Raw genomic sequence first — 22,379 nt, 5'->3', positions numbered from 1 at the left:
GTCATCTCCCCGCCGCATAACCCTGCGCTCCACGCGGATTCGCTCCTGCGCTCAGCCGCCCCGTCGCCGGATCCCGGGTCACGCACGACAGCCGACCGAGCTCCCACTCCCCCGCCCTGGTCACGTCATGACCGCGGTTGATGAGCCCGTTGATGACATCCTCGCCGAGGCGGTCCTCGACGACCGCCCCACCCGGAACCCAGGTGCGCGGCCAGAACGATCCCGCCAACGACGTCGTGTGCAGTGCCGGTGCGTCGATGGCCTCCTGCGCACGGTAGCCGCCGACGAGCATGCGCAGGATCAGCAGCAGCTGCCACTGTTCCTGCTGGTCACCGCCGGGTGAGCCGAGAGCGATGACCGGCTGCCCGTCTCGGGAGATCAAGGTCGGGGTCAATGTCGTGCGCGGACGCTTGCCCGGGCGCAGTGCCGAGGGGGCCGCCTCGTCGAGCCACATCATCTGCAGCCGGGTGCCGAGGCAGAATCCGAGCCCGGGGACGGTCGGCGAGGATTGCAGCCACCCTCCGGACGGGGTCGCCGAGATCATATTGCCCCACCGATCGACGACGTCGAGGTGACAGGTGTCGCCGTTGTTCACGCCGTTCTTCTGTACGGTCGGCTCCCCGACGCCGGCTTTGATCAGCGCTTCTTTGTCATCATCTTCGGGAATGAGCGGGGTGGTGAAGACGGGCGCCGCACCGTCCCGGCCGAGACCGGGCCGGAATTCCGCCGATGCCTGCTCGGTGATGAGTTCTCGTCGGGAGACCGCATAGGAGTCGCTGAGCAGCCAGTCGAGGTCGACGTCGGCATCGCCGTAGTAGGTGTCACGGTCGGCCATGGCCAGCTTCAGCGCTTCGAGGATCGTGTGCGCTCCGCTCTCGGTCGACGGGTCGAGGCGGTCATCGTCGAAGCCCTCGAGGATCTTCAGAGTCTGCAGCAGCACCGGACCTTGACCCCAGGCACCGATCTTCGCGACCTGATATCCGCGGAAGTCGATGGTGACGGGATCTTCGAACCCAGCGTCGAATACGGAAACGTCCTTCAGAGTCATGACTCCGGCGTGGTCGCCTCCGGTCGAGTGTCTGTGCGCGTTGGTGATGAAGTCGGCGATCGCCCGCGCGACGAATCCGGACTTCCACTCCTGACGGGCCGCTCGGATCCGCTCCTCACGTGTCGCAGTGCCGTCACCTACAGCAATGAGTCTGCGCAGCACATCGGCGTAGGCGTGGTTGAACACCAGCTCGCCGGCATCGGGAACTCGGCCTTCGGGCATCCACTGTGCGACCGAGGTCGGCCAGTGCTCAGTGAAGAGTTCGCTGACCTTCGCGATCGTCCCGGCGGTTCGGGCGAGGATCGGATGCCCGTTGTCGGCGTAGTCGATGGCGAAATCGAGGACGTCGGCGAGCTCCCACGTCCCGTGGTGTTCGAGCAGGTTGAGCCACGAGTCGACGGCTCCGGGAACGGCGGCGGCGAGAGCCCCGGAGCCGGGAACCATATCGAGGCCCTCGCCGCTGAAATGCTCGATCGTCGCCGCGGCCGGAGCCGGCCCTTGACCCATCATCACCTGTGGCCGGGAAGGCTCGGCGGCGGTGGCGAAGATCCCGGTCATGTCACCTCCGGGTCCGTTGAGGTGGGGCTCGACGACGTGGAGGACGAAGGCTCCGGCGACGGTGGCGTCGAAGGCGTTCCCGCCGCGTTCGAGCACCGCCTGCGATGTTGCAGTGGCCAACCAGTGCGTCGATGCCGCCATCCCGAAGTGCCCCTCGAGGGTGGGGCGCGTGGTGAATGCTGGGGGCGGTGTAAAGGTCATGAGCGAAGTCCTTCGGCAGTGGTCAGCTGATCGTGGTTCGGCGTGCAAGCCGTGGTCAGCTGTCGATAACGACGATACCCGGACAATTCCGGTTGCCCCTCGATTGCATGCCAACCGTCACCTGATTACAGTTTTGTATACAAATTGCCCCTCATGGCGACATTCCGGCACTGCCGCCGGCTCCACTCGCCCGGAAAGGACACCATGACTCGTCGCCTCGACCTGGCCATGCTCCTGCTGCTGACCTTTTCGACCGGCATGGTCGACGCCATCGGCTACCTCGGCTTCGACAAGGTCTTCACCGGCAATATGACCGGCAACGTCGTCATCCTCGGCATGGGCCTCGCCGGCGCCGACGGCGTTCCTGTCCTCCGCCCCGCCCTCGCCCTCGTGTTCTTCATGGTCGGTGCGGCACTGTCCGGGCGCATCCTCGGCGACATCGGCGAGAACTGGCACCACCGGACGACCGCGATCTTCTCCGGCGTCGCCGTCGGCTGTGCCGCATTATCCGTCTACGTCGCGGTCGTCCCCGACCCCGAGATCGGGCTTGCCGGTACGATCTTCACCTCGGCCCTGTCCGCGCTCATGGGTGCGCAGGCCGCGGCAGCACGGAAGATGAAGATCGCCGACGTCACCACCGTGGTGGTGACCTCGACGATCGTCGGCCTCGCCGCCGATTCGAGCCTGGCCGGCGGTGACAACGTCCGCTGGATCCGCCGAGCCCTCGCCGTCGTCCTCATCCTCATCGGAGCGCTGGCCGGTGCCGCCACGCTCATGCTCAACCAGTGGATCGGCATCGCTCTCGTCGCCGTCATGATCGCCGCCGCAGCCGTGATCGGTCACCTCGGCGAGAAGAAGAGACGAACCCGCGCCGAGGCGGCCGCCGCCGTTCCATCGAACGCCTGAGTTCCGTATCCGCCCAGTCGGGGCCGTGGTCGCAACCGGCCACGGCCCCGATCTCACGGCGGCACCGATACCCTGGGCGTCAGCGCACGCCGAGCTTCTTCCACACCACGAGGATCGCCGCCACGCTCAGCGCTCCGGCAAGCAGCACCCAGTAAGCCGGGGCTTTCGCATCACCGGTGATGCCGATGAGCCAGGCCGCCACCAGCGGGGTCAGTCCTCCGAAGATGGCAACGCCGACGTTGTAGCCCAGAGACAGCCCGGTCCCTCGCACCTCAGTCGGGAAGATATCGCCCATGACGCTGGCCAGCGGCCCGTAATAGGCGGCTTTCAGGATCGAGAAGATGACGACCACGACGATGAGCACCGTCAGCGCATTGGCCGCGACTACCCAGGTGAAGAGAACCCAGGTGAGCACCATGACCGCGAGTGCCGCTGGAATCATGAAGGTCAACCGTCCGACCTTGTCGCAGAAGTAGCCGGCGACCGGTGTGCAGAGGAACAGCACGAGTCCGGACACAAGCGTTGCCCAGAATCCTGCGGAGCTGTTCATACCGAGGTTGTCGACAGCGTAAGTCGGCACATACGTGATGAAGTAGTTGAGGCAGGTCGAGACAGCGATCGCACCGATCGCCAACAGCACCGCGAGTTTGTGATGTCGCAGCACCCCTCCGATTGCTGCTGCTTCCTTGGGCTTCTCAGCTTGGGCAGCGGCAAACTCGGGAGATTCGGGGACATGCCGACGTATGTAGAGTCCGACCGGGCCGACGAGGAGTCCGACGATGAATGGCAGGCGGAAGCCCCAGGTCTCGAGTTGTTCCTGCGTCAGCGTCGTCGTTACGGCCACACCGATGACGGAGGCGAGAATTGTCGACATCGCCTGCGAGGTGAACTGCCAGCTTGCAGCGAACCCTCGGCGATCGGGCAGGTGCTCAACCATGAGCGAGGTCGCCGAACCGAACTCGCCGCCAGCGGCAAACCCCTGAATGAGTCGCGCAAGCAGTATGAGCAGCGGCGCAGCCAGTCCGATGACATGAGCCGGTGGCATGAGCACGATCATCAGGGTGCCTGCGAACATCAGCCAGATCGTCAGCGTCAGTGCCGGTTTGCGTCCCTTCCGGTCAGCAAAGCTGCCGAGCACGATTGCTCCGACCGGGCGGATGAAGAAGGACAAAGCGAAAGTGCCCAAGGCCAGCATCACTGAGACCGCATGACTCTCGGAGGGGAAGAACGCCACGGAGATGTAGACGGAGAAGTACGCATAGACCGAGATGTCGTACCATTCGAGGGCGTTGCCGATCGAGGCCGCGGTGATGACCTTCCACGATTTGACCGGTCTGTTCTCAGCGGTATTCTGCGCTGACAGCTGTTCTGTCATGACTGGGCTCCTTTGCCTGCAGTGTGGTGGTGGGTCGGCTTGGTTGTCGGCGACATGGGGTCTCCGACAGCTGGCGGGATCATTTCGAGGAGAACCAGTCGCCCGGACGCATGTGCATGTCCCAGAACATTCCCGTCATGATCTCCGCACCCTGCTCGAGGATCGATACCAGCGCATGCTCATTCGGTGCGTGCTGGTTGCATCCCGGGTAGGAATGCGGCACCCAGACGGTCGGCAGTCCGAGCACTTCGGCGAAGACATCATTCGGAATGGTTCCCCCGAGGTTCGGCTCGACGGCGACGTCGAGTCCGGTCGTTTCGCGGATCGAGTCCACCGCTGCCGTGACGACTCGTGCTTCCGGGTCCAGACGTGTGGCCGGCATGCAGTGTTCGAGCTCGACCGCGACCCCATGGATCCCTTGTTCTTCGAGGAAGATCCGGACCCGGTTCTCGAAATCGCTGACATCCGTGCCCACGACGTATCGCAGCTGCATGCTCGCCGAGGCGGTGCCGGGGATCGCGTTGACGACCTGAGTCGGGTCGCCCGCATCGAGGGCGAGGACCTCGAGCACATTGAAGGCGAAGACCCGTTCAGCGGGGCTCAGGCCGGGCTCGCCCCAGTCCGGATCGGTCTCCGGCGCACCTTCCTCGACGATGTCAGGCAGCTTCGCCACTGCGTCGAGCACCGAGGCGGGAGGATCTTCAGGGCGCAGCGCAGGGATCCGTATGACGCCGTTGGCATCCACCAGAGCGTTGATCGCGGCGGCGATGACCGTGGCCGGGTTCCGCAGCCGACCGCCCCAGTTGCCCGAGTGGTGGTCGCCGTCGCGCTCGTGGGCGATGAGCCGGAAATTCAGTGCCCCACGGGAGCCGAGGAACAGTGTGGGCACCTCGGCGGCGATCCGTGGACCGTCGGAGGCGAGGAAGAGCTCGGCCGAGAGGTCATCGGCATGTGCGGCCGCAAACGAGCGCAAGCCCTTGGACCCCGCCTCTTCAGCGGTCTCGATGAGGATCGTGATGTTGTAGCCGAGCCTGGCTTCGCCGGTTCCGTGCTCTGCACGGAGGCCGTCGAGCACGGTCTTCAATGCCGCCGTGTTAACGCTGTGCTGGCCTTTGTTGTCGGCAGTGCCGCGGCCATACAGGCGGTCACCGTCACGAGTGAGCACCCAGGGGTCGAGGCCCTCGGCCCACTGCGAATCGTGGGCGAACTGCACATCGGCATGGCCGTAGAGCAGCACCGTGGGCAGCTTCGGGTCCTCGACGCGCTTGGTGATGAGAAGCGGGTGTTCGTCCGATTCCGGATTGTCGTGGATGGTCGAAACGAAATCGAGTTCGTCGAGTTCTGGAACCAGCTCTTCGCTGAGGTAGGCCAGCGCTGCCGGCCCGCCTCCGGGTGCTTGGCTTTCGGTGCGCCGGGCGACTCTGCGGGATAGCCGATCGATGAAGTCTGCGCTGCGGACGAATTCGCCCGCACGCCGGGCAAGATCGGTTCGGGTTTCGGGGGAATCTTCCGCACCCTTGCGGACAGTGTTCTCTGCGTTCATGACTGTCAGCATCGCCCAGCAGACGGCTCGACAACACCCGGATCCGTCCACACCCAGGTGCGTTTCCCGCACCGAGGTGGTGCGTTTGCTGCACCACCGACGTACTCTGGAGTCGCACCCGGCCGAAGGACGACCACGATGACCGATCTCCGCAGTCTCAAGACCCTGCTTGCCGTCGTCGAATACGGGTCGATCCATCTTGCCGCGAGGTCGATCTTCATCTCGCACTCGACAGCGAGCCGTCAGATCAGGAGCCTGGAAGAGCATTACGGCACACAGCTCTTCGAACGGACGAGTGCCGGAGTCAATCCCACAGCACAGTGCCTTGCCGTCGCGGATTTTGCTCGCCGAACCATCGCCGAGTCGGAACTGCTCGCCGACTCGTTCGGGGAGTACTCGGGCGCGGTCGAAACAGTCTCGATCGTGACGAGCACCGGGTTGGGGCAGACCGTGGTTGCCGATGCCATCAACCGACTGATGAGGATGACTGACAGAGTTCAGGTCAGCATCATCGACCGCGGATCGGTCGAAGCTCTGCAGGTGCTACGGAACCGTCGGGCCGACCTGTGCGTGAATTTCTCGGTCTCCAGCCACGAATTCGGAACCTTACCGGGGGTCCGCAAAGTCGCCGAAGTGGAAGCGACGAACTTTGCGATTCTCGACGGACACCATCCGCTGGCTGACCGGTCCAGTCTTTTCATCAGCGATATGACGGACTTTCCTGTCGGAACACTTCCCGCCGGGAACACTGCTCGGATGCGCATCGAGCAGGCAGTCCGGGCCCAGGGGCAGGTCTTCTCCCCGTCACTTGAGGCCACATGTCCAGTTCTCATGCTGCGCTCTCTCGTGGGAACGTCGATGATCGCGATGATGGCCGGTCGAACCATTCCGACGAACCTCAATGCAGTTGGCTGCAAAGCGATTCCGATCGTCGATCCGGATATCGAATCGCGCTACATTCAGGTCCTCGAAGCCGATCCGCGCCGCGAATCCCACGGTCTCGACCTCGTGGTGGAGGCTCTGCAGAACAGTTTGTGAGATGTTCCGGGTTCTTCACATTCTTCTTCTCTTAGAACCGTTCATCCCCTCACTCGGAGGGGAATTCCGGAAGCAGGCGTGGGCCCGAACCGCTCGAGCCGAGCGCGTCATCGGGGTTGAGCACTCGGCAGCTGCGCAGTGAGACGCAGCCGCAGCCGATGCATTCGACGAGTTCGCTCTCCATCCGCTCGATCTCCTTGCGACGGGCTTCCAACTTGCCCCTCCAGCGCTCGCTGATCCGTCGCCAATCGGACTTCCCGGGCATCCGATCGGCAGGGAGATCCTCGAACACCTCGGCCACCTCGGCGAGGGGAATGCCCATCCTCTTCGCCACTTGGATCACCGAAACCCGGCGGAGAACATGACGGGCGTATCGGCGCTGGCCTCCAGCGGTACGGACCGAGGCGATCAGGCCCTGCCGTTCGTAGAAATGCAACGCAGAGACGGCGACTCCGGTTCGTGCAGCCACATCGCCCACGGACAGGATATCGGTCGGCGACGGCTTCTTGTCGCTCATGGACATTCTTTTTCCTCGCTCAGCAGAGACCTATTGACCTCAACTTAAGTTGAGGTTCTAGCGTAATCGATATGAGAGACGAACACGAGAGTGCGATTCCCGAACACCCCTCCGAAGGCGCAACCGCGGATGCCGCCGCAGCGCAGTCGACGGGCGGCTGGCGGGAACTCTTCAGCGCCGAGCATGCAAGCGCCTCCCTCGTCCTCGCCGGCGGCATCGCAGTGTTCGCGATGAACACCTTCGTCACGGCAGCCCTTCTGCCGTCGACGATCGCCGACATCGGCGGGCAGCAGTACTTCGCATGGGTGACCACGGCATTCCTCGTCGCCTCTGTGCTCGCCTCAATGCTCGTCGCCAGAGTGCTCGGTTCGATGGGCGCTGCGTGGTCGTACCTGCTCGCGTTCGGCCTCTTCGCTGTCGGCTCGCTCGGCGCCGCGCTCGCTCCTACCATGGAGCTGCTGGTGATCGCGCGGGTCGTTCAGGGACTCGGCGGAGGTCTGCTCGCCGGGCTCAGCTACTCGGTGATCCGCGATGCCCTGCCGAAGCGCCTTTGGACTCGCGCGACAGGACTGGTCTCGGCGATGTGGGGGCTCGGCACACTTATCGGCCCAGCCGTCGGCGGAGCATTCGCCCAGGTCGGGTACTGGCGCGGGGCCTTCGGTCTGCTGACGCTGATATCGGTTGTGCTCGGCCTTATGGCGCTGCGCAGCCTTCCCCTCGAGGCTTCCGGTCAACGGGACTTCGGCCGCCTTCCGATCCCCTCGCTGTCGCTGCTCGTCCTTGCCTCCGCTGCCTTCAGCATTGCCGCAGTGGTTCACACGGGCTGGCCCACGACGATCGCTCTTGTTGCAGGAGCGGCACTCATCATCACCTTCATCGCCGTCGATCGGACTTCCGCTTCTCCAGTCCTCCCGCACATCACCTACCAGCGCGGCAATCCGCTCAAGTGGATCTACCTCGTCATCGGGATCCTCAGCTCCGCGGCGATGGTGGAGATCTTTCTGCCGAAGTTCGGTCAAGATCTCGTCGGCATGCCGCCACTGTTGGCGGCTGTGTTCGGCGTTAGCATCTCGGTCGGCTGGAGCTTCGTCCAGCTGTTCAGCGCGAGTATCGATGATTCTCGCACCGGCCGGAGGCTCATGACCCTCGGCCCCATCCTTGTGACCGCGGGGCTGGTCATCTACGCCGCGACTCAATTCGTCGACGCGGAGTGGATCGCTTGGGTCTGGGCCGTAAGTCTGGTGCTCGCCGGCTCCGGAATCGGCCTCGCCTTTCCGCACCTCAACGTCGCGGCGATGAGCAGCAGCGATGACCCCGTCGAAGGATCCAAGGCGGCCGCCGGGCTCGGCACCGCCGAGCTCATCAGCAACACGATCGCCTCAGCACTTGTCGGAGTGTTCGTCGCCGTCGGCGGTCCGGGCGCGACCGGTGCGATGACGATGGGTGCCGGCATCGCCGTCCTCGGCGGCATCGGCATCATCGGTACCGTGATGATCATGCGCGGCACCGAGGCGGCCGCCGCCGTTCCGTCAGATGTCTGAGCTCATGTTCCACCACTTGGATCTTCGGCGACACCGGCCCTGGCGCCTGACCATAATCGAGACATGAGCAATGGAGCCGAGACGACAGCACTGCAACAGCCGACCTTCCCGCTGAAGGCACCCGGAACTGCGGTCGTCCACGCGGGTCAGCGACAGAGCCCCCGCATCGTCTCCGTCCCGACCCGCTGCACCGAGCATGTCCTCGAACTGCCGGAGGGCGCGGACCTGTTCGCCTCACTCGAAGCATCCCTGACCGACTTCGCCGTTCCCGGCATCATGGCCGAGTTCGTCTCCGGACAGTTCGGCCATATCGACTATGTTCATCCGGCCTACGGCCCCGACGCCGAGCACCCGATGTCCTTCACTCAAGCATTCACTGTCGACGACCCCAGCCGCCTGCGCCACGCCTCGGCTACGATCGGTTGGCGCGATGACTCCCCCTTCTGCCACGTCCATGCATCGTGGACCAATGCTGACGGCGAAACCAAGGGCGGCCACCTGCTCCCGGGCACCCTGACAGGACCGTTCGGACTGACCATCCGGCTCTTCGCCCTGCCCGATGCCCACCTGATCAGCGACGTCGATCCCGAGACAGGGTTCTCCGCCTTCGCACCGCACCCGGTCACACCGGCACACGCCGCCGCGTCATCATCAACCGCGCCCGATCTCGCCGCGGCGACCCGCCCCGCTGAAGCCGTCGTCACCCGCGTACGTCCCGGTGAGATCCTCGACGAGGCGGTCCTCGCCGTCTGCCGCACCGCTGACTTCGACTCCGCCGAGGTGGTCGCGAGTCTCGGCAGTACGACCGGAGCCGTGTTCACCGATGGCACCGCCCCGTGGCCGGCCGTCGAGTTCACCCATCTGAGCGGCGCCGTGACCGGAGCGCGAAACTCAACTCCACGGATCGCCCTCTCCGGCGAGGTCGTCGACGTCGCCGGAGAGGTCAGCTCCGGCACCCTCAAGCCTCAAGCCAACCCCGTGGCCGTGACCTTCGAACTCTTCGTCCGCCGCACAGCCTGACCGGACACGTCGCCCAGCCAGACAGGTCCGCAGAGACAACGATCCCCGCACCATCCTGAGGATGATGCGGGGATCGTCCGTTCGAGCTCAGAACACTCAAACGCTCACGACATCACGGCCCCGCCGTCGACGCGGAGGATCTGTCCGGTCGTGAACGCGGCACCATCGGTGGCAAGGTAGGCGACCGCCTCGGCGATCTCATCCGGCTGGCCCATCCGATCGAGAGCCTGCCCTGAGGTGTCATAAGTCTGACCGACGGTGAGCGCTGATTCGACCGGCCCCGGTGCCACCGAATTGCAGCGGATGCCCTGGCGTCCGTACTCCTTGGCCACCCATTTCGTCAGGGCGATGATCCCGCCCTTGCTCGCCGCATATGCCGGCCCCGACCGTGCCCCGGCTTCTCCGTCGGAGACCGCTCCGCCGTTGATGCCCGAGATCGATGAGATGTTGATGATCGACCCGCGTCCCGCATCACACATGTGCGGGTGGACGGCGGCCTTGATGAAGTTGAACGTCCCACCCAGGTTGGTTTCGATATCACGCTGCCACTGCTCGGCGGTGATCTCATCGATGCCGATGCGCGCGGCCGTGCCCGCATTGTTCACGAGGATATCGAGACCCCCGAACGTCGAAACGAACGATCCGACCGCAGCGGTCACTTCCTCGGCGTCGCGGACATCGAGCGAGAACGCCGCGAACCGCTGATCCGGGTACTCCGAGGCCAACGTCGCGGCAGCCTCCTCGGCGCCCTTGAGATCGACGATGCCGACCGAAGCGCCTCGCCTGGCCAGCGCCGTGGCGATGGCCAGGCCGATGCCCTGCGCGGCACCGGTGACCAGGGCCGTCTTGTTCGTGAGCAGATACGGTTCCATGTTTCTCCTTCGACAGAGTTGAGTGAGGCGTGAGATCCCCGGCCCAACCGAATGGCCGGGACCTGCCCGAACTACCCGACCCCGAGCAGGTCAGGCAGCCAGTTCGAGATCGCCGGGATGTACGTGATGAGCAGCAGGGCGACGATCGCGCAGACGAGGAACGGCAGGATCCCGCGCACGACCTCCTCGAGTTTGGCTTTCCCGATGCCCGCACCCACATAGAGGTTGAGTCCGACCGGCGGCGTGAACAGGCCGATCGCGAGGTTGACGGTCATGAACACGCCGATCGTCGTCATGTCCACGCCTACACCGATGAGGATCGGCACGAGGATCGGGATGAACAGGTAGAACGCGCTGATCGCGTCGACGAAGGCACCGACGATGAGCAGGATGATCGTGATCGCCGCGAGGATGAGGTACTTGTTGTCCGTCACCCCCAGCACTGCCGTCGAGATCCGGTCGGCCACCCCTTCGACGGTGATGACGTAGGAGAAGAGGCTGGCCACGCCGACGATGAACATGATGACCGCGGTCGAGACCCCGGATTCGAGGAACACCTTCGGCATGTCCTTCCAGGTCAGCTCCCGGTAGACGAACACCCCGACGATGAGCGCGTACACGGATGCGACGGCTCCCGCCTCGGTGGGGGTGAAGACTCCGCCGTAGATCCCGCCGAGGATGATCACCGGAATGAGCAGGCCCGGGATCGCCTTGACCAGTGCGGCCATGATCTCGCCGAACCCGCCCTCGGGGTTGACCGTGACCGTCGGATCCGCCGATCCGACCGACCCGGACCCGACCGACCTCGAAGTCCCGGAAACCCCGGAACTCGCCGAGGCGGCCTTCCCGTTCGCCGTCAGCAGCTGGGTCTTGCTCCCTGCCGCGCTGTCACCCGAACCGCCGTTCCCGGCGGAGTCAGCACCGGCGGAACCGGACGCCGACGTTCCGATCGACGTCGACCCCGTGACCGCCTCGGCGTCGGGCTTCGTTCTCACCGGCAGACCGGCGAGCTCACGCACCCTAGGGACGAACAGGGCGGCGATGAAGAACGCAACGGCCATGATGATGCCGGGCACGATGCCGGCGATGAACAGTCGGGAGATCGAGATCTTGCCGAACTCGGCGGCGACGACGGCGAAGATGATGAACGCGATCGACGGCGGCACGACGATGCCCATCGAACCGGACGCGGCGACGAGGGAGACCGCGTGCTTCTTCTGGTACCCGTTGCGGACGAGTGCGGGGATGAGGATCGCACCGATCGCGGCCACGGTGGCCGGTCCCGATCCGGAGATCGCGGAGAAGAAGAACGCGGAGATGATCGTCACCGCGGCCAGGCCGTGGCGCAGGCGCCCGAAGATGAGGAACGCGAGGTCGACGAGTCGCTGCGAGATGCCCGTGTACTGCATGACGATGCCGGCGAGGATGAAGAACGGGATCGCCAGCAGCGTGCCCGAACTCATCGACGGGAACATCACCGAGGGCACGACGTCGAGGACCTGCACACCGTCGGTGGTCACCAGGGTGACGACGGCGGAGAGGCCGAGGGCGAAGGCGACGGGGATCCCGAGGCCGAGGAAGAGGAAGAAGCTGCCGAAGAGCAGAAGCGCGATCATTTCCGGCCTCCTTCGGAGTCGGTTGAGAATTCGGACGAGTCGATGGTCGGGGCGGCTTCGCTGGCGAGCCGCTCGACGACCGCCTCGGCGGAGGTGTCCTCATGCAGTGCCGTCCGCAGAGCCTGGAGGCTGCGGAAGATTCCGAGCAGACCGGCCAAGGGAATCGACAGAGTGAACAGCCATTGCGGGATCCCCAGCGACGGCGTCGCCCGTCCGCGCAGCCCCTGCGCGATCGTCATCTCGCCGCCCCAGATGAGGAGGACGGCGAGGAAGACGACGATGAGGGTGGTGCCGATGATGAGCAGTGCCCGACGGACACTTCCCTTCGCGTTCTCCACCAGGTAGGTGAACCCGAGATGCGCGCCGAGGCGGATCCCGACGACGGCTCCCATCATCGTGAGCACGACGAGGAGGTTGATGGTGATCTCCTCGGAGAAGGCAAGTGAGGCCTTGAAGATGTAGCGGGAGAGGACGTTGACGAAGGTGACGAGGACGATCACCATGAACGAGGCGATGACGACCCAGTCCTCGAAGAATCTGATGACTCTCATCTCACAGTCCTTTCGGGATGAACGCCTGGGACATGTCTGGCCCCCAGACCTTGCGGTATTCGCTGTAGATCGGACCCAGCTTGGCGCGGAAGGCGTCCTTCTCTTCGTCGCTGAGTTCGTTGATTTCCATGCCGGAGTCGGCGAGTTCGGCGATGAGCTTCTCCTCGCCGTCCCGGTTCTTCTTGATCTGGAAGTCGTTGGCCTCGCCGGCCAGGCGGCTCACGAGCTTCTGGTCCTCCGGAGTCAGTGAGTCATAGAGGTCCTTGTTGATGCCGAGGACGAGCGGGTCGTAGGAGTAGTTCCACAGCGTCAGGTACGGCTGGACCTCCTGCAGATTCGCCGAATAGATGACGTCGATCGGGTTCTCCTGCCCGTCGATTGCACCTTGCTGCAGGGCGGTGAAGACCTCGCCGAAGGGCATCGTCGTCGGGTTCGCGCCGAGTCCGCGGTAGAGGTCGGTGTACATGCCGAAGCCGGGGATGCGGAACTTCATGCCCTTCATGTCTTCGGGCGTGTGGATGGGCCGATGCGTGTTCGTCAGCTGCCGCATTCCGGATTCGCCGAAGCCGAGCAGGTGCACTCCGCGTTCGGCGAGGTAGTCGCCGTAGACGTCCCCGCCTTTTCCGGCGAGCGCCTTCTGACCGTCCTCGACGGAGTCGAAGACGAAGGGGGCGGTGACGGCACCGAAGCGCGGGTCGACGCCGGCGTAGATGATCGGCGAGTTGTAGGAGAAGTCCTTCGCCCCGTCCATGAGCTGTTCGACTCCGGCCGTGGCCTCACCGGCCGACAGCCGTTCGTTGGCGAAGACCTTCATGGTGATCCGTCCGTCGGTCTCCTCGTCGAGGTCCTTCGCGAATTTCTCCGCCGCGAGGTACCACGTCGAGGTCGATCCGGTCGTCACCGTCATCTTCCACCGGTAGCGCTGCTTTCCGTCGTCGGTGGTGCCGAAGTTCGTTCCGCACCCTGCCAGCAGCAGGGCGCACACCATCAGTACGGCGGACCAGACGAGCATGGTCCTCGTCGTCCGTATTCTCGGCACCATTGCCTCCTTGATTTCCGTTATGTCACTGTCGTTGAGTTCAGTGGGGTCAGGCCCTCGCCGAGGCGACCGCCGCCGTCCGCGTCATCGCTTCGGCATCCCCGCGTAATGGGTCAGTCCCCCATCCACGGGGATGAGAGTGGAGTTGATGTAAGCCGATTCGCATGATGCGAGGAACACCGCGAGGTCCGCTACGTCCTCGGGCCGACCCATCTTCCCCGTCGGCGACTGCGCATGCCGAGCGGCGAGCATCTCCTCGACCGAGCCGTAGTGGCCCGAGATCGAGCGGTGGATGAGCGGGGTCTCGATGAGGCCCGGGGCGATCGAGTTCGCGCGGATGCCTTCGGAGGCGTACTGCGCGCCGACGACCTTCGTCAGTTCGATGAGTCCGGCCTTCGACGCCGCATACGCCGGATAGTCATACCCCATGTAGCGCATGCCGCCGACCGAGGACACCGTGATGATCGACCCGTGCCCGGCCGCACGCATATGCGGCAGAGCATGCTTGATCGAGGAGAACGCCCCGGTGAGGTTGATATCGAGGGCACGTCGGAAGCCGTCGGTGTCGAGTTCGTCGACTCCCCCGTTGACGACGATGCCGACGTTGTAGTGGAGCACGGTCGGTCCACCGAGGCGGTCGGCGCAGTGCGCGAACGCCGCGGCCAGGGAGTCTTCGTCGCCGACATCGGCGACAACCGTGGTCAGCTGAGAGTCGAGGTCGACCCCGCCGAGGTGGCCCGGCCCAGTTGTGTCCGCACCGTTCGAGTCGGCCCGGGCGGCCGCCTCGGCGAGGGCCCGCGTCGCTTCGTCAAGCGCCCTCGGGTCACGGTCGACGATGCAGACCTTCGCTCCCTCGCGAAGGAATCCGATCGCCGCAGCGAAGCCGTTGTTCACCTTCCCGTCCGGAGTGCCGCAGCCGATGGCCATGATCGTCGTGCCGACTAACCTACCTGTCGGCACTGACACGGCTGCCGTCTCTGTCGTGTTCATCGTGCGCTGCCCCGTCCTTGGGAGTATTCGGCCTTGAGTTCCTTGCGCGCGAGTTTGCCGTAGGCGGTGACCGGCATGGTCTCGACGAAGTGGATCTCCTTGGGTACCTTGTATTTCGCCAGCCCCGACTTGCACAGCGCGGTCAGCCGTTCGGCCAGGTCCTCCGCATCGGCATCGGCGCCACCGGCACCTTCGTTCCCGGTCGACGGCGCGCGTTCGATGACGGCCACGCCGATCTCGCCCCACTGCGGGTCGGGCACGCCCACGACGACGGCCTGGGCCACCTCGGTGTCGGTGAGGAGGAGCTCCTCGATCTCGCGGGGGTAGACGTTCGAACCGCCGGAGATGTACATATCGGACTTGCGGCCGGTGAGGAAGAGGTACCCGCGTTCGTCGAGGTAGCCGACATCGCCGGTGTGGAAGAGCCCTCCGGCGAAGGATTCGACATTCGCATCGGGGCGGCCAAGGTAGCCGGCGCACACGGTCGGTCCGGCCACACAGACTTCGCCCTGCTCACCGGCGGGCAGCTGCGCGCCGGTCTCGTCGACGATGACGATCTCGACTCCAGTTCGGGCTCGGCCGCAGGTGCCGATGCCGGCGTCGTCGACGGGGATGGCTCCGTGGTCCTCGGGGCGGAGGATCGTGATCGCTCCGGTCACCTCGGCGAGTCCGAAGTACTGGACGAGGCAGGGCCCGAGCCTTTCGAGTGCCTGGGCCTGGTCGGTCGCGAGCATCGGGGCTCCGGCGTAGATGACCCGCTCGAGGGTGTGGTCCTCGGGTCCGCGGCCTTCTGGGTAGCCGGCGGCGATGCGGTTGAGGATGGTCGGGACGGTGAAGGCGTTCGTGATCCCGTAGGCATCGATGGCCGGCCACAGGGACTCCACGCTGGGCTTGCCACCGGGGTGGATGATCGACGGGGTGCCGCCGAAGACCTGACCGAGCATGTGGATGCCCGCACCGTGCGACAGCGGCGCGAGCACGAGGGACGCCCCCGTCTCGTCCTCGTTGGGAAAGAGGTCGCAGCGGTGATTCATCAGCACCGCGCCGAGGTGGCGGTGCGTGAAAGTCGCAGCCTTGGGTCGCCCGGTCGACCCGGAGGTGAAGAAGTACCAGCAGGGATCGTCCTCGTCGACTGCCGAGTCGACGGCTTCTGCCGGTGCGGCTGCCGCCTGCGCCGTGGGCAGGTCCCCGATCCAGAAGACGGGGCCGGTGAAGCCGGTGTCTTTGAGAGCGGTGACGAAGTCGGCGTGGGCGCGGTCGGCGATGACGGCGGCGGGGGCGACTTCGGCGCTGATGCCGAGCAGCTCCTCGGTCGACAGGGCCGCGTTCGGTGGGGCGATGACACCGCCGGAGCGCAGGATGCCCCAGAAGGATTGGATCACCTCGGCGTGGTTGGCCGAGACGAGGAGGACGGTGTCGCGGCGGTCGACTCCACCGGTCTGCAGGGCAGCGGCGAGCGCTTCGGCGCGGGCGTCGAGTTCGGCCCAGGTCCACCGCTGCCCGTGGTCGTCGTCGACGACGGCGAGGCGGTCGGGGATCCGGCGAGCGGTCTGGGTGAGGAAGTGGGAGACGTTGACCCCGCGCCGAGGTGTGGGCGTGAAGTCCTTGGCCGGGGACGTCTGGGAGATGGCGCGCATCAGCGGACGCGCTCGAGCACGGAGGCGAAGTTCGATACGGCGGCACCGCCCATATTGAAGACGCCGGCGAGTTCCGGGGTCTCGATCTGGATGCCGGGCGAGCGACCGGTCAGCTGGGCGGCGGCGAGGGCGTGCATGGACACACCGGTGGCGCCGATGGGGTGGCCCTTGGCTTTGAGTCCGCCGGAGGGGTTGACGGGCAGGCGGCCGCCGACCTCGGTGGCACCGTCGTCGAGCAGGGTGTGGCCTTGCCCGGGGGCGGCGAGTCCGAAGGCTTCGTATTCGAGGAGCTCGGCGATGGTGAAGCAGTCGTGAGTCTCGAGGAAGTCGAGGTCGTCGATGCCGATGCCGGCAGCTGTGAGCGCCTGCTCCATGGCGGCGCGGGCGCCGGCCATCTCGAGCGGGTCGCGTTGGGACAGCGGCAGGACGTCGTTGGCGTTGCCCATGCCTCTCCAGGTCACGGCCTGCGATGCGGAGGCGGCGACATCCTCGGCGGCCAGGACCAGGGCCGCGGCCCCGTCGGAGACCATCGAGCAGTCGGTGCGGCGCAGGGGTTCGGCGACGTACGGGTTCTTCTCGCTCACGGTGTTGCAGAACTCGAAGCCGAGGTCCTTCTGCATGTGTGCCAGAGGATTCTGCGATCCGTTGGCGTGGTTCTTCGCGGCGATCTTGGCCAGCGTCTCCGAGTGGTCGCCGTAGCGGTCGAAGTACTGGCGGGCGATCTCGCCGAAGACTCCGGCGAAGGACTTAAAGTGCTCTTCCTCTTCCCGGAAGCTGGCGCTGAGCAGGACTTCGTTGACGTCGTGGCCTGATGCGTGGGTCATGCGTTCGGCGCCGATGACCAGGGCGGTCTTATGGCGGCCGGCGGCGATGGAGTCGTGGGCTGCGAAGATCGCGGCGGACCCGGTGGCGCAGGCGTTCTCGTGGCGGTGGGCAGGTGTGCGCGCGAGTTCGGGGAACACGGTCCCCGGCAGTGCGGCTTCGAAGCCTTGGCGGGAGAGTCCGTTGTTGAAGACGCCGACGTGGATGACGTCGATGTCGGCCGGTTCCAGTCCCGCCTCGGCGATGGCGTCGCGGGCGACGTCGGCCATCATCTGGGGCAGCGGTGATTCGGATCGTCCGAACTTGCCGTGGGACCAGCCGATGATCGCAGGTGAGGACATGGACACTCCTTCGGGTACCGGGCTCTGCGGAACGAGCACTGTCCTCTCATACTTTCCCGGTCCCACCAGCTGGTCAAAGAAAATCCACCATATGGAACATTGGTGTCGTCTAGCCGAGCTGGTCGCGCAGGGCCTGAGCCGTGGTCCGGTGTGAGTCACTTCGCGACGAGGAACTCCTCAACGACCCCGTTGAACGCCCGTGGGTTCTCCAGGAAGGGAAAATGCGAGTTCGCCTCTTCGACCGGGAACACGTGAATGCGCGCGTCGGGAATTTGTGCGGCAACATAACGTTGCGAATCGGGGTTGACGTGGCTTCCATCGCACCCGAGTACAAGAGTGGGCACATCAATGTGGGGCAAGACGTCTCGCCAGTCCTGAGCGCAATGGTCGAAGAGCAGTGGGACCGCGGCATAGGACGGGAACGATTTGATCTCCTCGGCGACGAAGTTCCATACCTCTGGATCGGGTTCTCCGGAGAACATTCCTCGCACGAAGTCCTCACACACCTGTTCACTGTCAGGTCCGTTGAGCGCACTGCCCAGCTCGAGGAGTCCGTCAACACCGAAGATCGCACCGCATTCGCGTTGTTCGTCCTCAGTCAGCCACGGAACCGCTGCGACGGCAGCTGGCTGGTCGACAGCGACGAAACGTCGAATCCGTCCAGTACCGTACTGATCGATATAACTCCAGGACACGGAGACGCCCATCGACCAGCCGAGAAGGTCTACCTCTTCGAGTCCAAGGTCATCCAGAAGATTGCTGAGATCCTGAGCGAGACGCGCGATCCGGTAGCCGTGGTGAGGCTTTTCAGAGAGTCCGTGACCGCGCTGATCAAGCGTGATGACTCGACGACTCCCCGCCAATCCGGCGAGCTGGTAGCGGAACATTGCCTGAGTTTGGCCCCATCCGTGGAGCATAACCAGGGGAACTCCGTCTCCTCCGCTGTCGCGGTAGGTCAAGTTCACTCCATCGTTGGTGGTGAGAAAAGGCATGGCACGCTCCTTCAGAAAGCACCGGTCCGGTGAACAGGCAGAGCCGACCCGATGAGTCGCCATTGCACGAAACTCGACGCAGAGAAGACCCCTTTGTGACCTCATTTCGACCCTGTCTCGCTATCGTCATCGTTCACGTTCCGCGAGGCAACGAAAATCCACCATATGGAACATTGGTGTCGGCCTTCTAAACACCACCACTGGCGTAGCCGCCGAAAGACGGGCGGAGCGTCGAGAAACGGGCGCGCACACCCGTTTCTCGACGCTCCGTGCGTTTTTCGATAACGCCCCGCCAGCTCGGCGGCTAGCCGAGTTGTTCGCGCAGGGCCTGAGCCGTGGTCCGCGGATCGTAGCCCTCGGCCACTCCCTCGACGATGACGATGTCGGTGTCGATATGGCGCGAACGCAGTGGGGCGATGTCCTGATAGGCCGGTGAGTCCCACCATTCGTGAGCGAGCCGAGCGTCGGGGAAGGCGATCATGACGACGTGTCCCGGCCACCGCCCTTCCATCACCTCGTGGGCGGTGCCGTGGACGAGGAACTGTCCTCCGAAGGGTTCGAAGGTCTCGCCGATCCGGTCGATGTACTCGGCGACCTCGGGGTGCGGCGCGAATTGCTGCAGGTGGGCGATCGCGTAGGCGGTCATGGTGTCACTCTCCTGTGTTCTCTGTGTGCTTCGATGAGTTGCGGTGGTGCGATTGATCTCCGTGGTTCGAGGATTTGCTGCCGTGGGACGCCTCGCCAGCAGGCGGCGTCACATCGGTGTCTCGCGCCCGTCCAGCCGGCGGCGACCGCCGGACGAGTTCCAACAGAAACAGGGCAACCAGCCCGAATCCCGCTGCGGTCAGCGGCAGGACTCCGGGACCCGTCTCGGTGAGCACGGCCCCGCCGACGGCGGCCCCGAATGCGATGCCCAGGTAGGTCCCAGAAGTGTTGAGCGCCAGTGCCTGTCCGGCCAGGGGCCCGGCAAGTCTGTGCAGGCGCATCTGGATCGCGGGTGAGTTCCAGAAGGCCATTCCGCCCCACACTGTCGTGACGATGAGCACGAGCCAGATGGGCACTGGCCGGACTGCCCACATCGCCCACATCGCGACCATGGCGGCGATGATGACGCCGATCCCGAAGAACAGTGCTCGCCCCGGACCCCACCGGTCTGCGACCTGACCGCCGAGCCAGATTCCGGCCATGCCCGCGCACCCGGAGAGCCCGAATGCCACTCCCCGTTCCTCGACTCCGGATCCGGCGGTCGCACTCAGATAGGGCGCCAGGTAGGTGAGGACCATCATCGTCCCCGCCATGAGCAGGCAGTTCGCCGCGAGACTCACGGCGATCGGGGCGCGCGTGAGGCTGCGCAGCTGTTCTGACAGTCGTGGAGAGCGGTCGCCGCGGCCGCTTCCGGGAACAGTGAGGAGGACACCGATGAGCGCGAGCATCCCGGCTACGGCAACGGCCAGAAAGGTCGCCCGCCATCCGAATGCGCCGCCGATCCACGTCCCCAGTGGGACACCGAGCGCGATTGATCCGGTCACCCCAAGGGAGACGGTCGCCAGGTAGCGGCCGGTCTTCTCCGTCGGCGCATGGGACGCAGCGAACGCGAAGATGGCCGGGGTGGCGCTGGCTGTCGCCGCGGCCGCCACCACCCGCAGAACCATCAGCACGGCGAAGGACGAAGTTCCCACCGCGCCGAAATTCGCTAAGGCGAAGATGATGAGCGCGACAAGGAACAGCCGCCGAGGCGGGACCCGGGCGAGCGCGACAGCTGCCACCGGCGCGGCCACGGCTACGGTCGCCGAGAATGCCGTGACGAGCTGACCGGCCCGACCTTCGGTCACCCCGAGGTCGGCTGCGATCTCGGGCAGAATTCCGGCGATGACATAGTCGTCCGTATAGAGGACGAACGAGACTGCGAGCAGGACGAAGAGCCAGGGCGGCATCACGCTGACCGATCCGCACCACCGAGCCGGGGCCGGTCCCGGCTAGACGGCACGTGAGTCCGGCCCAGCCTGCGCAGGTGGGTTCTCAGCACAGCGAGACCGAAGAGGCTGGCGCCCGGAGTCGCGAGGGCAGCGATCCCGACGACCACCGGCGCAATCTCTCCGCCCTGAGCGAGAAGAATCTGCGTCGGCCCTTGGAGAGCCACAACGCAGCACCCGGTCCAGGTCACCAGCCACGCCGCGCGCGGCCATCTCCCGAGATAGCGCGAGAACATCGGACACAGCAGGCAGAGGAACCCCAACAGTGCGGTCATAGCCAACACCATCCGCTGTGCCGGCTGCTCCATTCCCTGGGGCCCGGTGCTTCCCGGTCCCGCAATCGCCCAGAAGGCCATGGCGCAACTGAAGGGCAGGATGCCGAGCGCACCGCAGACGATCATGGTCGGCGACGGTGCCGGGGGCGGAGTGTTCAGAAGATCGCCCCAGCGCCGGATCACATAGGCTCCGACGACGATCGCCATCGCCGCGCCCAGAGCGCAGAATCCTGCGTAGACGAGCCCGAACACCCAGGGATGCATTCCCTGTTCGGCCAGTCGCACCTCTCCTTCGATGAGTGCCTGAATGAGAATGCCCGGCGGCAGTCCCAGCAGTATCGGACCGAGGAGCCCGGCCGCTCCGGCTCCGAGCACGAACACCACAGGTGCCGGAATGCGTCGCGCCCACGGTCGTGTCAGCGCCACCACGAAGGCCACGCCCACCACCATCATCGCGAGAGTGATGGTGTTTCCGATGAGAAAGCGGGGCGCAAGCATTCCTTCGCCTCCGGCCGACGTGGTCGAACCGACCGACGAACCGCTCAGCCACAGGACCTTGAAGACGAGATACGGCAGAACCGCGACGATCGCCGTGATGATGGCGGCGCGCTGCAGCGATGTCACAGGTGCAGGTGCTGATATCCGTGCGTTCGTCACGGCGACTCCCGAATTAGAGGACGTTCTCTAGATGCTAGTCTCTAGTTTGAGGTACGGTGGCTCGACGGTCAACCCTTCGAACGAGAATCCCCGATTCGCCGGACTGATCCGAACACCTGGAGCGAGAGGACGTGACAAGCATGGCGAAACGCGCACTCTATTCGCGGGACGATATTCTCTCGGCGGCCATCAGCGCTGTCGGCCGACGCGGCCATGCCGCCACAGTGGCCGATGTGACGCATGAGCTCGGTGCACCGTCGGGTTCGATCTACCACCGCTTCCCGACTCGGGAGTCGCTGTTCGCTTCTGCCTGGATCCGGTGCGTGCACCGATTCCACGACACGTTTGCAGCGATCACGGATGTCGATGACCCGCTCGAGGCGATCGTCGAGACCGGCCTGCTCATCCCCCGGTTCTGTCGAGAGAATCCCGACGAGGCCCGGACTCTCACCCTCTACCGACACTCAGAATTGCTCGCCGACCCGCCCAAGGGACTGCTCGATGACCTCACAGGACTCAACGATCCCGTGGTCGCTCATATCTCCGAACTCACGCGACGCCGGTTCGGCGAAGTCACCCCTCGCAGCTTGCAGCTCGTCGCCCTGGCCTGCCGAGACACCCCGTATGGCATGGTGCGCGGCTTCATCGGCGGCGAGATCCCCGCCTGGCTCGACCAGCCGATCGCCGCAGGCATCGCCGCGATCGCCTCGTTGGACCCCTCAGCCGACCACTGAGCACTGAACCTTCCCGTCGAGAAACGCATGGAGCGTCGAGACACGGGTGTGCACCCCCGTGTCTCGACGCTCCATGCGTTTCTCGTTGAATTCCGGCGGCGGCTCCTCGCTGAGAATCCGAGTCGCCGCCCCG

General features: G+C 65.2%; 20 protein-coding genes. 5 read left to right on the top strand and 15 right to left on the bottom strand.

From position 1 onward, the window contains the following. Position 1: 1 nt before the first annotated feature. Complete coding sequence (locus ACOZ9V_RS01065; RefSeq protein WP_434592889.1) at positions 2-1,807, bottom strand: gamma-glutamyltransferase family protein; 1,806 nt, start codon at positions 1,805-1,807, stop codon at positions 2-4. Between the two features lie 204 nt (positions 1,808-2,011). On the opposite strand from ACOZ9V_RS01065, the gene ACOZ9V_RS01060 reads away from it, so the two are divergent. After that, positions 2,012-2,713 carry a YoaK family protein gene (locus ACOZ9V_RS01060; RefSeq protein ID WP_172172853.1) on the top strand — a complete coding sequence of 234 codons (702 nt, stop codon included), beginning with the start codon at positions 2,012-2,014 and terminating at the stop codon, positions 2,711-2,713. Between the two features lie 79 nt (positions 2,714-2,792). Here ACOZ9V_RS01060 and ACOZ9V_RS01055 read toward each other — a convergent pair whose 3' ends face one another. Both ACOZ9V_RS01055 and ACOZ9V_RS01050 read right to left on the bottom strand, forming a co-directional pair. Beyond that, positions 2,793-4,088: an MFS transporter gene (locus ACOZ9V_RS01055; RefSeq protein WP_434592886.1), complete on the bottom strand. Its 1,296-nt coding sequence runs from the start codon at positions 4,086-4,088 to the stop codon at positions 2,793-2,795. A gap of 79 nt (positions 4,089-4,167) precedes the next feature. Continuing rightward, positions 4,168-5,631 (bottom strand): M20/M25/M40 family metallo-hydrolase, encoded by a 1,464-nt coding sequence (locus ACOZ9V_RS01050; protein WP_434592883.1) that lies wholly within the window; start codon positions 5,629-5,631, stop codon positions 4,168-4,170. Positions 5,632-5,769: 138 nt separating this feature from the next. Between ACOZ9V_RS01050 and ACOZ9V_RS01045 the strand changes: the two genes are divergently transcribed. Beyond that, positions 5,770-6,669: a LysR family transcriptional regulator gene (locus ACOZ9V_RS01045; RefSeq protein ID WP_139906565.1), complete on the top strand. Its 900-nt coding sequence runs from the start codon at positions 5,770-5,772 to the stop codon at positions 6,667-6,669. Positions 6,670-6,718: 49 nt separating this feature from the next. Here the strand turns inward: ACOZ9V_RS01045 and soxR are convergent, their stop codons facing one another. After that, on the bottom strand, positions 6,719-7,186 hold the full coding sequence (gene soxR, locus ACOZ9V_RS01040) for a redox-sensitive transcriptional activator SoxR (RefSeq protein WP_139467793.1): 468 nt from the start codon (positions 7,184-7,186) through the stop codon (positions 6,719-6,721). Positions 7,187-7,257: 71 nt separating this feature from the next. On the opposite strand from soxR, the gene ACOZ9V_RS01035 reads away from it, so the two are divergent. Beyond that, positions 7,258-8,727: an MFS transporter gene (locus ACOZ9V_RS01035; RefSeq protein ID WP_139467792.1), complete on the top strand. Its 1,470-nt coding sequence runs from the start codon at positions 7,258-7,260 to the stop codon at positions 8,725-8,727. Positions 8,728-8,790: 63 nt separating this feature from the next. Further along, on the top strand, positions 8,791-9,747 hold the full coding sequence (locus ACOZ9V_RS01030; RefSeq protein ID WP_139467791.1) for a PCC domain-containing protein: 957 nt from the start codon (positions 8,791-8,793) through the stop codon (positions 9,745-9,747). Positions 9,748-9,851: 104 nt separating this feature from the next. On the opposite strand, the gene ACOZ9V_RS01025 is transcribed toward ACOZ9V_RS01030, so the two are convergent. The 11 genes from ACOZ9V_RS01025 to ACOZ9V_RS00975 form a co-directional block, all read right to left on the bottom strand. Next, complete coding sequence (locus tag ACOZ9V_RS01025) at positions 9,852-10,619, bottom strand: SDR family NAD(P)-dependent oxidoreductase (protein ID WP_139467790.1); 768 nt, start codon at positions 10,617-10,619, stop codon at positions 9,852-9,854. A gap of 71 nt (positions 10,620-10,690) precedes the next feature. Continuing rightward, a complete protein-coding gene (locus ACOZ9V_RS01020) occupies positions 10,691-12,235 on the bottom strand; it encodes a TRAP transporter large permease (protein ID WP_434592877.1) in 1,545 nt (514 codons plus the stop codon). Continuing rightward, a complete protein-coding gene (locus tag ACOZ9V_RS01015) occupies positions 12,232-12,786 on the bottom strand; it encodes a TRAP transporter small permease (protein WP_181271090.1) in 555 nt (184 codons plus the stop codon). Before ACOZ9V_RS01015 ends, ACOZ9V_RS01020 begins: the two co-directional genes overlap by 4 nt. A gap of 1 nt (position 12,787) precedes the next feature. Continuing rightward, complete coding sequence (locus tag ACOZ9V_RS01010) at positions 12,788-13,828, bottom strand: DctP family TRAP transporter solute-binding subunit (RefSeq protein WP_258233287.1); 1,041 nt, start codon at positions 13,826-13,828, stop codon at positions 12,788-12,790. A gap of 81 nt (positions 13,829-13,909) precedes the next feature. Beyond that, positions 13,910-14,815 carry an SDR family NAD(P)-dependent oxidoreductase gene (locus tag ACOZ9V_RS01005; protein WP_219922262.1) on the bottom strand — a complete coding sequence of 302 codons (906 nt, stop codon included), beginning with the start codon at positions 14,813-14,815 and terminating at the stop codon, positions 13,910-13,912. Continuing rightward, complete coding sequence (locus ACOZ9V_RS01000; protein WP_434592871.1) at positions 14,812-16,452, bottom strand: AMP-binding protein; 1,641 nt, start codon at positions 16,450-16,452, stop codon at positions 14,812-14,814. The genes ACOZ9V_RS01005 and ACOZ9V_RS01000 overlap by 4 nt, the downstream gene beginning before the upstream one ends. Then, the gene (locus ACOZ9V_RS00995) at positions 16,452-17,615 is read right to left on the bottom strand and encodes a thiolase domain-containing protein (protein ID WP_434592868.1); all 1,164 of its coding nucleotides are present in this window, start codon (positions 17,613-17,615) and stop codon (positions 16,452-16,454) included. The genes ACOZ9V_RS01000 and ACOZ9V_RS00995 overlap by 1 nt, the downstream gene beginning before the upstream one ends. A gap of 155 nt (positions 17,616-17,770) precedes the next feature. Continuing rightward, positions 17,771-18,607, bottom strand: coding sequence for an alpha/beta fold hydrolase (locus ACOZ9V_RS00990; protein WP_434592865.1), 837 nt, complete (start codon positions 18,605-18,607; stop codon positions 17,771-17,773). A gap of 304 nt (positions 18,608-18,911) precedes the next feature. Continuing rightward, on the bottom strand, positions 18,912-19,253 hold the full coding sequence (locus ACOZ9V_RS00985) for a DUF1330 domain-containing protein (RefSeq protein WP_434592862.1): 342 nt from the start codon (positions 19,251-19,253) through the stop codon (positions 18,912-18,914). A gap of 4 nt (positions 19,254-19,257) precedes the next feature. Further along, the gene (locus ACOZ9V_RS00980; protein ID WP_434595458.1) at positions 19,258-20,541 is read right to left on the bottom strand and encodes an MFS transporter; all 1,284 of its coding nucleotides are present in this window, start codon (positions 20,539-20,541) and stop codon (positions 19,258-19,260) included. Continuing rightward, positions 20,541-21,479, bottom strand: coding sequence for a hypothetical protein (locus tag ACOZ9V_RS00975; protein WP_434592859.1), 939 nt, complete (start codon positions 21,477-21,479; stop codon positions 20,541-20,543). The genes ACOZ9V_RS00980 and ACOZ9V_RS00975 overlap by 1 nt, the downstream gene beginning before the upstream one ends. Before the next feature lie 173 nt (positions 21,480-21,652). Here ACOZ9V_RS00975 and ACOZ9V_RS00970 point away from each other — a divergent pair, with 173 nt between their 5' ends. Beyond that, a complete protein-coding gene (locus ACOZ9V_RS00970; RefSeq protein ID WP_139467781.1) occupies positions 21,653-22,246 on the top strand; it encodes a TetR/AcrR family transcriptional regulator in 594 nt (197 codons plus the stop codon). Positions 22,247-22,379: the final 133 nt, after the last annotated feature.

The organism is Brevibacterium sp. 1718, assembly GCF_051131255.1.
Lineage (GTDB): Bacteria > Actinomycetota > Actinomycetes > Actinomycetales > Brevibacteriaceae > Brevibacterium > Brevibacterium sediminis.
The sequence above is the reverse complement of the archived record's forward strand: the minus strand, read 5'-3'. Positions and strand labels throughout refer to the sequence as shown.

Coding starts and splice junctions, on each gene's coding strand:
- ACOZ9V_RS01065 (WP_434592889.1), bottom strand. CDS start 1,807: ATGACCTTTACACCGCCCCCAGCATTCACCACGCGCCCCACCCTCGAG.
- ACOZ9V_RS01060 (WP_172172853.1), top strand. CDS start 2,012: ATGACTCGTCGCCTCGACCTGGCCATGCTCCTGCTGCTGACCTTTTCG.
- ACOZ9V_RS01055 (WP_434592886.1), bottom strand. CDS start 4,088: ATGACAGAACAGCTGTCAGCGCAGAATACCGCTGAGAACAGACCGGTC.
- ACOZ9V_RS01050 (WP_434592883.1), bottom strand. CDS start 5,631: ATGAACGCAGAGAACACTGTCCGCAAGGGTGCGGAAGATTCCCCCGAA.
- ACOZ9V_RS01045 (WP_139906565.1), top strand. CDS start 5,770: ATGACCGATCTCCGCAGTCTCAAGACCCTGCTTGCCGTCGTCGAATAC.
- soxR (WP_139467793.1), bottom strand. CDS start 7,186: ATGAGCGACAAGAAGCCGTCGCCGACCGATATCCTGTCCGTGGGCGAT.
- ACOZ9V_RS01035 (WP_139467792.1), top strand. CDS start 7,258: ATGAGAGACGAACACGAGAGTGCGATTCCCGAACACCCCTCCGAAGGC.
- ACOZ9V_RS01030 (WP_139467791.1), top strand. CDS start 8,791: ATGAGCAATGGAGCCGAGACGACAGCACTGCAACAGCCGACCTTCCCG.
- ACOZ9V_RS01025 (WP_139467790.1), bottom strand. CDS start 10,619: ATGGAACCGTATCTGCTCACGAACAAGACGGCCCTGGTCACCGGTGCC.
- ACOZ9V_RS01020 (WP_434592877.1), bottom strand. CDS start 12,235: ATGATCGCGCTTCTGCTCTTCGGCAGCTTCTTCCTCTTCCTCGGCCTC.
- ACOZ9V_RS01015 (WP_181271090.1), bottom strand. CDS start 12,786: ATGAGAGTCATCAGATTCTTCGAGGACTGGGTCGTCATCGCCTCGTTC.
- ACOZ9V_RS01010 (WP_258233287.1), bottom strand. CDS start 13,828: ATGGTGCCGAGAATACGGACGACGAGGACCATGCTCGTCTGGTCCGCC.
- ACOZ9V_RS01005 (WP_219922262.1), bottom strand. CDS start 14,815: ATGAACACGACAGAGACGGCAGCCGTGTCAGTGCCGACAGGTAGGTTA.
- ACOZ9V_RS01000 (WP_434592871.1), bottom strand. CDS start 16,452: ATGCGCGCCATCTCCCAGACGTCCCCGGCCAAGGACTTCACGCCCACA.
- ACOZ9V_RS00995 (WP_434592868.1), bottom strand. CDS start 17,615: ATGTCCTCACCTGCGATCATCGGCTGGTCCCACGGCAAGTTCGGACGA.
- ACOZ9V_RS00990 (WP_434592865.1), bottom strand. CDS start 18,607: ATGCCTTTTCTCACCACCAACGATGGAGTGAACTTGACCTACCGCGAC.
- ACOZ9V_RS00985 (WP_434592862.1), bottom strand. CDS start 19,253: ATGACCGCCTACGCGATCGCCCACCTGCAGCAATTCGCGCCGCACCCC.
- ACOZ9V_RS00980 (WP_434595458.1), bottom strand. CDS start 20,541: ATGCCGCCCTGGCTCTTCGTCCTGCTCGCAGTCTCGTTCGTCCTCTAT.
- ACOZ9V_RS00970 (WP_139467781.1), top strand. CDS start 21,653: ATGGCGAAACGCGCACTCTATTCGCGGGACGATATTCTCTCGGCGGCC.